Here is a 12,914-nt window from a genome sequence, read left to right on the forward strand (position 1 = left end):
CTATATGACTAAACTTTATGGACTTGTAAATTGAAATATAGTTCCATATAAAAAGCTTAATAGTACGTGTTTATGACCCAGTGATATCAATGTAAGTTTATAGACTCAAGAGCATAGAAAAATGAGCGTTACTAACATTGAAATGAAATATTAGTGATTTGGTATTATTGGTACAAGTAGATGTGAATCATAGTCGCCACCTGTATAAATGTTGTGTGTACCTTGATTGACTGTTTCGGTATGTTCATAACGTGTTTTAAGGCCAGGTGTGCTATTCCCTTTAACGACTTCACTTGCTTTGATGACAACTTGAATACTTTCGCCTTTTTTGAACAATGTACCGGATGGCAATATTTCAATTTCTACTGACACAATTTCATCGCCATTAAGTTTACGTTCGCTTTCATGTGTATGCCAAGGTTGTAGTGGTGTAGATTTGGTATTATCTCGTTCACGATGAGAAACACGTAGCCAACCCGTTGCGACTTGACCATGTTCGATATGATTAAAGTCTGGGAAGTTAACTTCTTCGCCTTGACGATTCACTTTTTTAATCCCGACAAATAGATCCATATCATCTGCGTTATCTGCAAATACCCATAATTTTAATTTCATATTACCTGTAAGTTCAGTATCTTCTTCAAATATTTTGCTGAATCTTACTTCGTCGTTGTCTGCTACTTCACTATTATATGAAATTTTTGCAACGTCTTTAACTTTTGACGTATTTAATGTCATATTATGTCCATCTAAATATAAAGGCGTTGCTTCTGTATTTGGAAGCGGGTAGTTGGATGCTGATTTGATTTGGCCTTGATAAAATTTATCTCTGACTTCATAAGATACAGTTGGTGTATCTTGCCAATCATTTTTAATACCTTTTAAATAGTAATCAAAGAAGTCTTTTTGTTGTTCAAGTGATTCACGTGCATAATATGTTTCCCATTCTTTACGTCCATGAATTTTAAGCCATTTGTCTTTGGAACTTGCTTGTTTAAATCCTTCGAATGTACCTCTGTTATGCAATCCTTGTGTAGACCAACTTGCACAAACAAACATAGGTACTTGAATCGCTGATAAATTGGCTTGCTTTCCTTTCCAATAATCATCAAACCATGGATGGTCTTGCTGTACAGTTTTTAAATCTTCAATATCTGTGTCTGGCCATCTTGCGATAATACCTTCATACCAAAATCTATAAAAACCAGTATCAGTGCATACCACCATGGAACGCTATTTCACGATACATATCGTTTAAGCCCTCCCAAGGAATCATCGCTTTTAAATGTGTTGGATTTAATGAAGCGACCCACCATTGTGTAACAGCTAAATAAGAAACACCATTTGTACCTACATTGCCATTACTCCATGATTGTCGGCCAGCCCATTCGATTACTTCGGCATAGTCTTTTGCTTCTGCTAGACCCCAAGGATATAAAGCACCCTTAGATTTCGCACTGCCACGTAATGCAACTTTCACCACGACGTAATCATTTGGTACCCAGAAACCAGGGTCAGGGGACTCTTCCGGCGTTATACTTGAAGTTGGAATGGGACCTAGTGTTGGCCATAATGCACCCATGTTCGTAATTTTAGGTTTGTTATCTTTACCGTATGTGTCTGCGGACATTACTACAGGAAATTGACCTGATTTATTAGGACGGATGACATTAACATATAGCTCTGCACCGTCTGACATTGGAACGATGATATCTTTTTCCATAATCATTTCTTGATTACCATATTGGATGCTATCGACTACGATATGGTTTGTACCTTCTGTAATATCTTCCATAGGTGTAGCTGTTAATTTTGGATTACCTAACATTTGTTTAGTCATAAATCATCATATCCTTTCTTGTATAAGGTAATACTTGTTTTTGAATACACGCTTACCCTAAACTTAAAATAATCGATAAACAACAAGCGGGGATGTGCTTTGTGTACGAAACTCAACAGTCTTTGTAGGATTGTCTATTAAAGAGAAACAAATGGAGGTGTGATACGTAAATGACTCAAGATCGTAGAGTAAGAAAATCACAGCAAGCGATAAAATCATCATTTTTACAATTATTGAAAGAAGTACGTTTTGAAGCTATCACGGTGCAACAACTTGCAGATTTAGCAGATATTAACCGTGGCACATTTTATGCGTATTATGTAGATAAATATGATTTATTAGAAAGTATGGAAAATGAAAAAATAGATGCCCTTCAAACATTTATTGAAAATCAACACAAAAAGGGTGCAGAAGAGGCACCATCAAGTGTGGTTGAAAGTATTATGTCTTATCTCGTTGAGCACATAGATGACAATATAAATTTCTATCAAACGATGTTTGCGATTGGTAAAGCGTCTATGCTCGCAAGAAAAAATATATAGACTTATTTATAATCATTTAAGTGCATATAAAGGGGAAGACAACAAAATTGGTAATATGCCATTTGATTATTTTATGAGTTATGTGTCAGGCGCAGGAATTTCAATATTAAAACATTGGGTTGAAGATGAGCACAGAATTACAAAAGAAGAATTTGTTCAGCATTTCTATAATATTGTGACTGTAGGAACTATTGGGATCGTAAAGCAGTCTATGTAAGGTGAACCGGCAGTGGTTAGTTGGAGCTATACGTGTGATTGAAGCGGGAAAAGATGGATATAAACGGCTATGCATGGAATGAACATGAAAAGCGTTTGAAGTGAGAATATAAAGTTAATATCCCGTCTCAGGATAAAATGAAAATAATAGATGTTATTGATAAAAGAATAGAGTTCGAAAAAGTCGAATTAAGAGGTAAGTAATTTTGCTTCTCGTGTTTATACGCAAGCGATTGCTACAGGGCAGGGGCATGGGATTATGTATTCTGACTAAGCTATCAAAGTTGTGAATTTAAAAATAATGATTTTATAGTAAACATTCTGATCATTTAATAAGTGCTAATATTACCCGCATATGTATCTTAAAAGTCATTGTATTTTAGAGATAGTTAAGTAAAAGGTTATTTACTTTTTATATATCATGTTTTTATGAAAAACAAAAACACATACAAAATATGTATGTGTTTTGATCGTGTGTATTAAATGGTTTTCTATTTAACTAATTTTAAAGATACATTAATTAACAGCCATATGAATTGTACAATAAATGGTATTACTAATAATCCAATAAGTAGCCAGAAAAATGAGTACACTTCTTTGTTATTAGCGTCGGATAATCCGTTGGACCAAGAATATAGTGACAATCCCAATATCACTAGAAGCCAAAATAAAGTTGCTACCGACCACAATATCCAAGAAAGTTTCATAATAATCCTCCATTTGCACTTATAAGTTCAATTATTGTTTTTCGTTGCTACTTACATCTTGTGTTTGATCGATATCATTTTTAAGCGCGGCTTCTTCATTTTCTAGATCATTATTCTTAGACATCTCATTTTGTTCAAAAGCATAAGTTTTCTTTTGATCTGAGACGTTCTCAAGCATCTTAGTTAAATTAAAACCAGTCATTTGGTTTAAACCTTCTTCAGCGTTAGCCATTTGAGCAATAATACCGTTTGATAAAGAATTAACACCATCACCGTTTCCCCCATCAAGAATACGGATATTCTCAACGTTAGATAATGGTTCAGCAATTGCTCTAGCAAACTCAGGCATTGTTTTAATCATCAATTCAGCTAACATAACGTCTTTATTTTTCGCAAGCGCATTTGCTCTTTCTCTTAAGCCATCTGCTTTTGCTTTTTCTTGTTCTCTAATAACTTCAGCTTCAGCTTTACCTTCCTTGATACGTGATTCGTAAGATGCTTCGGATTGTTTAATCATAATTGCCGCATCTGTTTCGGATTGTTGGCGGCGTACGTCATCTTTTTGACGTTGAATATGAACGTCATTCTCACGCTCCATTTGGATTAAGTGTAATTCGTTTTCTTTCTCAGTACGTTCAACATGCAATTGTTTTTCTTTAATTTCTAAAGCTCTAGATTCTTTCTCTAATTGACCAGAAGCTTCGGCTTGCGCTTGAGCTTTATTTGTTTCACTCAAGATTGATTGTTCTTTTAAATCTTTCTCTCTACGAGAATCAGCTACGTTCATTTGGCGAGAAATCTTTTCCTTCTCGGTTAATTCCGTATTTTCTGCTATTTTCATTTCAGTTTCTCGTGAAGCATCACTTTCAGCAATATCTGCCTTTTTCTTAATCTTAGCAATCTCAGGTTTACCTAAGTTTTCTAAGTAGCCTTCGTTGTCACTAATGTCAGATAGTCCTAATGAAGTAATACTAAAGCCCATATTGTTGAGTTGCCCTTGAGCAACCTCGGTTACTTTATTATTGAATGCTTCTCTGTCTGAGTTGATTTCTTCAACTGTCATTTTAGATAAGATAGCTCGTAAATTTGTATTCAAAACTTGCGATATTTCATCAGATACTTCATCTTTTGACTTGCCTAAGAATTGTTCAGCATATTTAACAATACCTTGTAATTGATCGGCAACTTTAACTGTAGCCACCGCCTCAGCTTCGATGCCAACACCGGCTTTAGTCCAAACAACAGGTGTTTTGATTTCTAACTGAAATGATTTTAGTGAAACTCGCGTTGATGATTGGAACATTTTCATTCTATAACCACCACCACGTACTACTCTCATGTGACGTCCTTCATCATCTTGATAAACATTGGACTCAGATTTTGGATCGCCGATGTTAGGTCCTGTAATGATTAAAGCTTCATTTGATGGAACTGTCTTAAATCTTGCTTTCATGTATAGGTACCAAATTAGACCTCCAAATACTACAAGTCCAATTATGGTAGCAATTGTAATTAATATAAATATATTCATATGGGTATTCTCCTAATTCTTTTTGAATTTAATAAACGTTACACATCTTTTAACGAATTTCGATATGATTTATCTTGTTTTTATTGATTTTGGAGTGACTTCGTTATTGTTAATGAACTACATTTTTGTTTTTTGAATAAATTAAATTTATGATTAACCATATGAGTTGCATTACGAAAGGTAGCAAGAAAAAAACAGCTAATATTGCTATGTTAATCCATTTAAGTTCAATTGTTTGAATAGCACCAGTAGCATCGACTTCTCTGAACCAAACCATAAATGATAGGATTAAAAACGCTGAAAATTCGAGTACGCTGACAATCCACCAAAAAATCCATGAAAATTTCATATTATCATCCTTTTATTATTAAATATTTCATTACATAACTAAGAAGCAAGCGCATCAAAATACATAAGGTTAGAATTAAATCAAACGTATAGTGAAAATTTAATAATTGGCTAGTTAGAATCAGTTTCTTTTTCAGTATTGAAAAACATATCGTAAATAAATGAAATAACGCCAAGTATAAAGCCAAGAACAATTAATCCATTTAAATTTTGACTATCGTATATATTAACCCAATCCAGATGACCTAACTTATTCCAATATTTATTAAGACTTAGATTAGGATTTATATAATTTAATAAAGTCGCTAATATAAAAGTGAACATAACAATGAAAATGAAATCTTTTATTGCGTCTAAAAATCTATGCTTCATACTTCATACCTCGTTTTTATACATATTTAGTATTTTTTATTCCATTTTTTTAGAACAGCTGACATCAAAGCACTTAGAAAAGTAATTAAAATTAATACACTCATGATAATTGAACTCGTACCACTGACAGTAAAGCCCATTTCGAAATTACCATTAGCGTCTGCATTTAAATAAAAATTCAAAATTACAATGATTATTGCTCCTATAAAAGCAATAATGCCCAGTAAATCAAAAGCTAATTTAGTATAAGGATATTGAATGTTTTTAGTTAACATATATATGTATTCCTTTCTTCTCATAAAATATCGTTTATTTATTGCTGTTTTTGTTTAAAAATACAACAAAATAACACATGCTTATAATCAGCCATGTGGCGATTATTGTGATACATAAAGTAATCATTTAAAGTGCCCCTTTATAAAACTACTTATTTTGATACTTTTCTACTTAATTGAGTTGTTGCCATATTTCAATGGAACTTTCTCTATAACGTAATTTCACCTCTTTATAAATCCGTTAGTAAAGTAATTGAAAACGGTCATTATAGTCGCAAATATAAATGACAATAATACTATTTTGATAATGGCGAAATCGCTTTTGAAAATCCATAAAACTATGCTTTCTAGTATAAAAAATATGGCTAGCATGAGTATAAAATATTTAAATAAATACATTAGAAGCTCTCTCCATCATATTCATTTTCTAACTTTCCTATTTAAAAACACGCGCTTAACATTATAAACGCGTGTTTAGTTAAATCACTTGTTACGAATTTTTGGGGTTAATCTTAAACGTTTTTCTTTTTGAAAACAAAAATAACGAGTACTAAGAAAATCACAATATAAACAATGTTACCGATAAAGAGTTCATGTAATTCCAATTTAGTGAAAGGTTTCATCATGTCGTTATCGATAATTTGAGAACTTAAATTCAACATATTAATCGGTAACCATTTTAGCCATTCCCATTGATCAATCAATGCGAATAATATGCCTGAAACAATAGAAATAGCGAAATAAAAGATGATGCCGATTGCGATAGAAACGCCAGGACTTTTGAAGATACAAGAGATGAGGAGCGTTAAGCTTAATAATAACCACATACCTACATAGTTACCTAAGCCTGTTAGCAACATTTCTTGTAAAAGTGAAAGATTATCACCCGTTTGTTTTAGGATATTTACATCAGAGAACATTGCTAAATTGATTATGACAGTAATAATCATGCTAAGCGCAAATATAATGACAGAGTAGATAAATAAAGCAATGAACTTACTGATAACAATGCTTGTTCTAGAATAATTTCTGTATAATAAGTTTTTAATTGTTCCATAATGAAATTCCATCGCTATAATCGTGTTGGCTTGTATAATCATGAGGAAAAAGATCCATGAGAAGGAACTAAAACCTTGTTTAAACAACGATTTTGAACCCATGATATCAGGATAACTTTTACTTAATATAGCTAAACCAATCATTAGTATAAAAATGAGAATAGGTATGATGATTGATGATTTTTTCTTGAACATTTTAAATAGTTCTTGTTTGACGAGTGTTACCATATTTACGCTTCCTCCTTGCGATCAATAATATTAAGGAGAACATTTTCAAGGTCACTTTCACCTGATTGATTTAATTCATCCATCGTCGTTTCTTTAATGATTTCTCCGTCATCGATGATCAGTATTGAATCTGTAACTTTAACGAGTTCACTTAATATGTGACTTGATATAAGGAAAGTAACGCCTTGTTCTCTTAAGCTGATGATTGCTTCTCTAACATTTTTTACAGCTTTTGGATCTAAACCATTCATAGGCTCATCTAAAATCACAAGTTGTGGATGATTTAAGAAGGCAAGTGCGATACCTAGTTTTTGTTTCATCCCTAAAGAATAAGTTTTGACTTTCGTATGTATAAATTTCTCCATTTTTAATTCTTTAATAATCAAGTTTATATTCTTATTGTCTGGGTCTTCGTCGATGAGTTTCATGTTGTCATAACCTGTTAAAAACGGATATAAACCAGGACTTTCAATCAATGCACCTATGTCATTATGGTTCGAACTTGGATGTTTTTTAAATTGACCTGATTGATAACTGGAAAGCCCCAAAATTACTTTCATGAGTGTGGTTTTACCTGCACCATTGCCCCCGACTAGGCCTATAATGTGGCCTTCTTCAAGTGAAAATGTGATGTCTTTCAAAACATGTTTTCGCTTGATTTTCTTATTAATATTCTCCATAGCTAAAAGTTCCAATATGTAACCTCCTAATTTTTCACACTAATTAATCTTAACAAAATTAATATTTCAATGAAATACTATTTTTATTGGAATAGTAAGATTTATATTTTAAAAATTGTTTAAAACAATTTTATATCCATCTTTTTTGGAAAGAAATGAAGTTGAAAAAACTATATACGGACAATGATTTACATGTTTATAAAAACAGTGATGAAAATAATTGTTATAAAAATAGTGAAGCATATATTAAAAGAGTATTTATAATGAGTAACAATTTACTTTACAATTTATTAATAAAATAATTTATAATTTAGATGATAAAGTATAAACTTAATATAAAATATGTTGGAGGTTTATTATGGGAATGTTTAAAAACTATTTAAATAAATTTAAATGGATTATTATTGCTTTGGTAGTTTCGATTATCATTATCATTTTTATAGCAACTTTGATAGTGAAAAATCATAAGGTGGATGTTGAAGATGACGTAAAGGTTGATTTTAGTGGTTACAATAAGTCTGGATCAGCCGAGATTACAGACGATTCTTACGAAAAAGTAATCAATCAACTCACTGTACGTGCGTTAAAACAAGCTAACTTCAAAAATAAAGAAGTCATTGAGATGATTGAGGACAACAATGGAGAAGAGATTGAAGAAGAAGACTTAAATTATGAAGAGCAACAACAAGCAAGACAAGCAAGCACAGATTATGGATAACGTAGATTTTGATATACATAATGAAAATGATTTGAAAAATGGAGATAAAGTAAAAGTAAAATTAAATATTGAAAAGGGTATTTCAAAGGAATATAAGTTGAAAGCTAAAGAGTTCACAAAAGAATTTAAAGTGAAAGGGTTAAAAGAACCTAAAAATTTAAAGGCTAAAGACTTATTTGAAGGTTTAAAGCCCACTTTTACAGGAATAAATGGATCAGGATCCTTAAATTTAATCAGCAAGGATGCGCCTAAAGCAATGAAAGACTTACCGCTTTCTAATTATGAATTTACGGTGACAAATAATGGTGATTTAAATAATGGTGATGAGCTAGAGCTTAAAATCCCTCAAAGTTTAGTTGATGATATAAATAAGAGTGGATCAAATACATTTAGTGGGTCTAAATCTTATAAAGTGAAAGTGAAAGATTTAAAGGACATTAGCAAATTAGATAACATTACTGAAACATTAGAAAGAAATAATAAGTTAATTAAGAAAGCGTATGATAGCGATAAATATACTAAGTACACTACTGAGAACTTAAATAATTACTACAAAGTACAGTATGGCACATCAGAATATAGTGGATTTACTAATGAAGACGAAGAAAAACAAAGTGAAAAGGTGTCACCTGTTTCAGAAATAGAACCTACAAACATAATACTTGTTACAGCTATTAAGGTTACAAAAACAGGTAAATATTCAGAACCAAACGTTAAATACAGTTATGAAGGTTATGAAAATTATAAATTAGAAGACAATAGACTTGTTAAAGACGACACTACAGAAGAAATATCTATGCCAAGTTCTGAAGAAAAATTAGATGAATTAAATAATGAACTTGATTCTGATGATTTTAAAAAATTTCAATAAATAATATTAAAAGTTAAAAACCATTAAAAAAAGATAATTTTAAATATCAAAAAAGAATAGAGGTTAGTGGTTTTAAAAAAATTGATGTTAACACGAAAGTTTTTGAATAAAGTATATATTTAAAAACGCAATAAATTGTAAGTATGGAAGGATGTATATGCTAAATTTAACAGATTCATCGTATTATAAACGAGCTTTTAATTTTTTTATATTTGCCACAGTCATATTAGTTATCACTATCGTTTTAGCTTATTTCTTTAGCCCATCTATTGAAACGATTAAACAAGCGGGGGAAAAATCTCCAGATAGAGTCTCAGGAACTGAAGGTTTAGAAAAGGTTTGGGGATTTATAGTCAGTAACGCTTTTTCTGTTACGTATAAAGCAGTTATTTTATCCATTATTCCTATTCCTTATTTGTATAGCATCCATATACTCGCTACTTCTATAATACCTGGTTTGATGTTAGGATTTATAGTGAATTTTGATACATATAAAGGGTTTATAGGAATTATTTCGTATATCCCGCATTATACACTTGAAGTTGGTGGTCACTGTTTAGTTCTTTCAGGACTTTATATGATAAATAAATGCATTAGAAGAAAAATCACAAATATATTTAGAAAAGAAAAGAAAATTGATATATCTTTCAGAAATGTAGTGCTGAACTTTTGTAAGATCTTTGTATGTATAGCGTTACCTGTATTTATTATTGCGGCATTTACTGAGACTTATGTTGCTGACTTTTTATTTAAATTAATGACATAGTATGAATAAGTAAAAAACGTTAGTATTAATGATTACTAACGATAATAATGAAGTTAAATATAAATTACTTGTAGAATTGCAACCAAACCATTGGAGTAATGCATATAGTTATATAGAATTTTTTGAGTAACTTTATATTTAGAATAGGCTTACAAGAAAGGAGGTCTACATGGTTTTCTTATACATAGTTGCTTCAGGCGTAGTACTATATCTTTCTTTAAGGTACGCAATAAGAGACGCTATCATTGAATGTGAAGCTAGCAAAGATAAGTTAATATATTTACAAAAAAGTGAAGATATATTTGAAGAAATAAGGTTAATCTATTCGAATTTTTCTAAAAAGGAAGATAAAGAATTTATAAAGGAAGCAAAGAAAATATACGAGGAGTCGTTTGATATTTTAAACTCAGATATGAATTCTGAAGAAAAGTATAATGCTCTGCGTTGTAAAAAACAACAAATGCTATCGATAAACAAGGGTAAGTGAAAATTTAATGGCTTATAGAAATTGATGGTAAAAAGGAGGGGTACTATGGGTGTGTTTTTCATGATACTTGGAGGATTAATTTTAGCTAGCATTGGATTTAGTATAATGTATAAATTTTATAAAAAATAGATGGCAATAAGAGACACCAACCCCCTCGCTACCGCAAATAGTGAGGGGGTTGGTGTATATATATACAAAATGAATTAATAGACTAAGAACCACTAGATTAAATTTAAATGTTTTTAAAAGTAAAGTTCCTAGCCCTACGAGACATGTGACATTTTAACTATTTGGATATCATCTCATTTAATTGTTTACGGGTACTTATTCCTACTGATCCTAAAACAAAGCAACTTATTTGTAAGTAAGGCTCCTTTACATTAAGAGAATACTTGAGCTACAGAACCACAAATGATAACTACTATAATAATGACTAACCACCATTTTTCAGATAAAAATGCCCACACATTCATCACGTTTGGCTTTTCTTCAACCTTTTTTACTGTTTCGCCTATTATCAATGTGTCCAATGAAATTTTGAATAACCCAGATAATTTTAATAGCATATTTATATCTGGTTCAACTGTGTCCTTTTCCCACTTTGAGACAGTCTGTCTTGTAGTATGTAAATGTTGAGATAAATCTTCTTGAGTCATTCCTAGCAATACTCTGTGTTTTTTTATTTGTTCTCCTAATATCATATTTTTGCACCCTTTCTTTTAATAATTGTATTAGAAATGCTATTAACAAAATAGAACCAAAATAGATCATATATGTATTTTCAGATAACATTATGTTATCTGAAGTAATTTATAGCATTCATTAATGTAACATTTATGAATACGCTAATACCAATACCTTCAACAACAATTGTTACACGTCCAATTGTTGTTGGAGGTATTGGTAACTCTTCTTTTACTTAACGTAATTAAGTGCTATAGACAGTGGCAATGTATAGTTTATCCATCTATTTTTAGAGTTTTTAGAAGATATATTTGCAATTTAATATAAAAGAGAACAAAAATCAATTTGCTTTTGAAATTGTTTTTTGACAATATTAATTTATGTTTTTAACATAGCTTTTAGGAGGAATTAAATTGTTTATACAAAAAGATAAAGAATACGAAAAATATGAAAAATCATCTAGAATCGTTATGGTAACATCTATGTTTCTTTTGTTTATTACTCTAATATTAAAAATTATATTTGAATGGTCTTTTTTGGAATATATCGCCAATATTTTAAAATGTGGATTTATACTTAGCTTGTTTATTGATGCTGTACCAGACTTTTTAGAAAAGAATATTAAACGTATTATTTGGGATTTGATATTTATTTTGATTATGATTGTTTTATTTTTTGATTTTATTTAATACATTATGGGTTGTTGATAGAACTTTTAGAATAATTAATATTTTAATATTATATATATATCATTATTTTTAAAAAACTTATGATAAATATGTTATAGTATTTTTGAAAAAGAGGTGTAGTATTGAAAATTTTAACTAAAATTTTGGATGGGTTAGCTTATGTTTGTGTCGCTTTGCTATTTTTAAAATATGCTGTTATTTCGGCTAATATGGTGTTTGATTGGAATTTGAAATGGTATTTTCTAGAGGATATTCCATATATGGCTCTTATATTGTTTATTTTGATGTTTGTTTTTGCGGTTCCTTCAGAAATGATAAAGGATAAGGAAAAAGGTGAAACCAACATTACTTAGTTATTTATTTGAATGAACGTTCAGATATAGTTATTTTGTTCAAGTCATTTTATGTTCTTTATACCCTGTTTTATAAGTAGTTTCGTCTAGTATTTTACAATTAATGTATATAAGTATAAAAAGTATTTAGATATATTTGACGTATTAAATGATAATGAAATAAATACTAATGCTTTTAAATAAAGATTAAGGGAGTGTTGTAACTATGATACTTGAAGGCGCTATGTTGCAAGTTAAAAAAGGTTTGGAAAACGATTTTGAACAGTCTTTTAAAGAAGCTTCAAAAATTATTCGTTCAATGGACGGTTATATAAGTCATACTTTGAATAAATGCTTCGAAGAAACAGGAAAATATTTATTATTAGTTAAGTGGGAGACATTAGAAGATCATACGATTGGTTTTCGGAAATCTCCTGAATATGAGAATTGGAAAGATTTATTGCATAACTATTATGATCCCTTTCCAATTGTTGAACATTTTCAAACGATAGACATTTAATTCATCGTTATTAAGTTTTAAGTAAATAAGTTGGAAGTAAGGAATCAAAA

At 30.4% G+C, this 12,914-nt stretch carries 17 protein-coding genes and 1 pseudogene; 9 read left to right on the forward strand and 9 right to left on the reverse strand.

Annotated features, from left to right (window positions below):
* Positions 1-150: 150 nt before the first annotated feature.
* A pseudogene (locus ABLV90_RS04385) lies at positions 151-1,840 on the reverse strand (CocE/NonD family hydrolase).
* A gap of 170 nt (positions 1,841-2,010) precedes the next feature.
* Between ABLV90_RS04385 and ABLV90_RS04390 the strand changes: the two are divergent.
* Together ABLV90_RS04390 and ABLV90_RS04395 are read left to right on the forward strand one after the other, a co-directional pair.
* Entirely contained in the window at positions 2,011-2,382 is a 372-nt protein-coding gene (locus ABLV90_RS04390; protein ID WP_460872242.1) for a TetR/AcrR family transcriptional regulator, read from the forward strand.
* A complete protein-coding gene (locus tag ABLV90_RS04395; RefSeq protein WP_460872854.1) occupies positions 2,345-2,599 on the forward strand; it encodes a TetR-like C-terminal domain-containing protein in 255 nt (84 codons plus the stop codon). The genes ABLV90_RS04390 and ABLV90_RS04395 overlap by 38 nt, the downstream gene beginning before the upstream one ends.
* Before the next feature lie 490 nt (positions 2,600-3,089).
* Here ABLV90_RS04395 and ABLV90_RS04400 read toward each other — a convergent pair whose 3' ends face one another.
* The 7 genes from ABLV90_RS04400 to ABLV90_RS04430 form a co-directional block, all read right to left on the reverse strand.
* Positions 3,090-3,305, reverse strand: a complete 216-nt coding sequence (locus ABLV90_RS04400) for a hypothetical protein (protein WP_069817392.1) — start codon at positions 3,303-3,305, stop codon at positions 3,090-3,092.
* A 31-nt stretch (positions 3,306-3,336) separates the two neighbouring features.
* On the reverse strand, positions 3,337-4,836 hold the full coding sequence (locus ABLV90_RS04405; RefSeq protein ID WP_427705665.1) for a flotillin family protein: 1,500 nt from the start codon (positions 4,834-4,836) through the stop codon (positions 3,337-3,339).
* A gap of 109 nt (positions 4,837-4,945) precedes the next feature.
* Entirely contained in the window at positions 4,946-5,185 is a 240-nt protein-coding gene (locus ABLV90_RS04410; protein ID WP_069817396.1) for a DUF3923 family protein, read from the reverse strand.
* Between the two features lie 110 nt (positions 5,186-5,295).
* On the reverse strand, positions 5,296-5,556 hold the full coding sequence (locus tag ABLV90_RS04415) for a hypothetical protein (protein ID WP_069817398.1): 261 nt from the start codon (positions 5,554-5,556) through the stop codon (positions 5,296-5,298).
* 26 nt (positions 5,557-5,582) lie between these two features.
* A complete protein-coding gene (locus ABLV90_RS04420; RefSeq protein WP_460872243.1) occupies positions 5,583-5,855 on the reverse strand; it encodes a hypothetical protein in 273 nt (90 codons plus the stop codon).
* Between the two features lie 488 nt (positions 5,856-6,343).
* Entirely contained in the window at positions 6,344-7,117 is a 774-nt protein-coding gene (locus tag ABLV90_RS04425) for an ABC transporter permease (protein WP_460872244.1), read from the reverse strand.
* Between the two features lie 2 nt (positions 7,118-7,119).
* Entirely contained in the window at positions 7,120-7,812 is a 693-nt protein-coding gene (locus ABLV90_RS04430; protein WP_427705661.1) for an ABC transporter ATP-binding protein, read from the reverse strand.
* Between the two features lie 343 nt (positions 7,813-8,155).
* Here ABLV90_RS04430 and ABLV90_RS04435 point away from each other — a divergent pair, with 343 nt between their 5' ends.
* The 4 genes from ABLV90_RS04435 to ABLV90_RS04450 all read left to right on the forward strand — a co-directional run bounded on the left by ABLV90_RS04435 (position 8,156) and on the right by ABLV90_RS04450 (position 10,639).
* On the forward strand, positions 8,156-8,515 hold the full coding sequence (locus tag ABLV90_RS04435; protein ID WP_460872245.1) for a hypothetical protein: 360 nt from the start codon (positions 8,156-8,158) through the stop codon (positions 8,513-8,515).
* Positions 8,469-9,386, forward strand: a complete 918-nt coding sequence (locus tag ABLV90_RS04440) for a hypothetical protein (protein WP_460872246.1) — start codon at positions 8,469-8,471, stop codon at positions 9,384-9,386. Before ABLV90_RS04435 ends, ABLV90_RS04440 begins: the two co-directional genes overlap by 47 nt.
* Positions 9,387-9,543: 157 nt before the next feature.
* On the forward strand, positions 9,544-10,152 hold the full coding sequence (locus ABLV90_RS04445; RefSeq protein WP_427705655.1) for a stage II sporulation protein M: 609 nt from the start codon (positions 9,544-9,546) through the stop codon (positions 10,150-10,152).
* A gap of 169 nt (positions 10,153-10,321) precedes the next feature.
* Complete coding sequence (locus ABLV90_RS04450; protein WP_427705653.1) at positions 10,322-10,639, forward strand: hypothetical protein; 318 nt, start codon at positions 10,322-10,324, stop codon at positions 10,637-10,639.
* 380 nt (positions 10,640-11,019) lie between these two features.
* Here the strand turns inward: ABLV90_RS04450 and ABLV90_RS04455 are convergent, their stop codons facing one another.
* On the reverse strand, positions 11,020-11,340 hold the full coding sequence (locus ABLV90_RS04455; protein WP_427705651.1) for a helix-turn-helix domain-containing protein: 321 nt from the start codon (positions 11,338-11,340) through the stop codon (positions 11,020-11,022).
* 396 nt (positions 11,341-11,736) lie between these two features.
* On the opposite strand from ABLV90_RS04455, the gene ABLV90_RS04460 reads away from it, so the two are divergent.
* From ABLV90_RS04460 to ABLV90_RS04470, 3 genes are all read left to right on the forward strand, one after another.
* A complete protein-coding gene (locus tag ABLV90_RS04460; RefSeq protein WP_427705648.1) occupies positions 11,737-12,012 on the forward strand; it encodes a hypothetical protein in 276 nt (91 codons plus the stop codon).
* Positions 12,013-12,134: 122 nt separating this feature from the next.
* The gene (gene elxI1, locus ABLV90_RS04465; protein WP_277579949.1) at positions 12,135-12,365 is read left to right on the forward strand and encodes an epilancin biosynthesis-related protein ElxI1; all 231 of its coding nucleotides are present in this window, start codon (positions 12,135-12,137) and stop codon (positions 12,363-12,365) included.
* Positions 12,366-12,570: 205 nt separating this feature from the next.
* The gene (locus tag ABLV90_RS04470; RefSeq protein ID WP_277579948.1) at positions 12,571-12,864 is read left to right on the forward strand and encodes an antibiotic biosynthesis monooxygenase family protein; all 294 of its coding nucleotides are present in this window, start codon (positions 12,571-12,573) and stop codon (positions 12,862-12,864) included.
* Positions 12,865-12,914: the final 50 nt, after the last annotated feature.

Origin of the sequence: Staphylococcus sp. 2S1, assembly GCF_046721335.1 — a bacterium.
Taxonomy (GTDB): domain Bacteria; phylum Bacillota; class Bacilli; order Staphylococcales; family Staphylococcaceae; genus Staphylococcus; species Staphylococcus equorum_A.

Excerpts from the sequence above, each read along its gene's own strand:
- ABLV90_RS04390 (WP_460872242.1), top strand. The coding sequence starts at position 2,011 with ATGACTCAAGATCGTAGAGTAAGAAAATCACAGCAAGCGATAAAATCA.
- ABLV90_RS04400 (WP_069817392.1), bottom strand. The coding sequence starts at position 3,305 with ATGAAACTTTCTTGGATATTGTGGTCGGTAGCAACTTTATTTTGGCTT.
- ABLV90_RS04405 (WP_427705665.1), bottom strand. The coding sequence starts at position 4,836 with ATGAATATATTTATATTAATTACAATTGCTACCATAATTGGACTTGTA.
- ABLV90_RS04410 (WP_069817396.1), bottom strand. The coding sequence starts at position 5,185 with ATGAAATTTTCATGGATTTTTTGGTGGATTGTCAGCGTACTCGAATTT.
- ABLV90_RS04415 (WP_069817398.1), bottom strand. The coding sequence starts at position 5,556 with ATGAAGCATAGATTTTTAGACGCAATAAAAGATTTCATTTTCATTGTT.
- ABLV90_RS04420 (WP_460872243.1), bottom strand. The coding sequence starts at position 5,855 with ATGAGAAGAAAGGAATACATATATATGTTAACTAAAAACATTCAATAT.
- ABLV90_RS04425 (WP_460872244.1), bottom strand. The coding sequence starts at position 7,117 with ATGGTAACACTCGTCAAACAAGAACTATTTAAAATGTTCAAGAAAAAA.
- ABLV90_RS04435 (WP_460872245.1), top strand. The coding sequence starts at position 8,156 with ATGGGAATGTTTAAAAACTATTTAAATAAATTTAAATGGATTATTATT.
- ABLV90_RS04440 (WP_460872246.1), top strand. The coding sequence starts at position 8,469 with ATGAAGAGCAACAACAAGCAAGACAAGCAAGCACAGATTATGGATAAC.
- ABLV90_RS04445 (WP_427705655.1), top strand. The coding sequence starts at position 9,544 with ATGCTAAATTTAACAGATTCATCGTATTATAAACGAGCTTTTAATTTT.
- ABLV90_RS04450 (WP_427705653.1), top strand. The coding sequence starts at position 10,322 with ATGGTTTTCTTATACATAGTTGCTTCAGGCGTAGTACTATATCTTTCT.
- ABLV90_RS04455 (WP_427705651.1), bottom strand. The coding sequence starts at position 11,340 with ATGATATTAGGAGAACAAATAAAAAAACACAGAGTATTGCTAGGAATG.
- ABLV90_RS04470 (WP_277579948.1), top strand. The coding sequence starts at position 12,571 with ATGATACTTGAAGGCGCTATGTTGCAAGTTAAAAAAGGTTTGGAAAAC.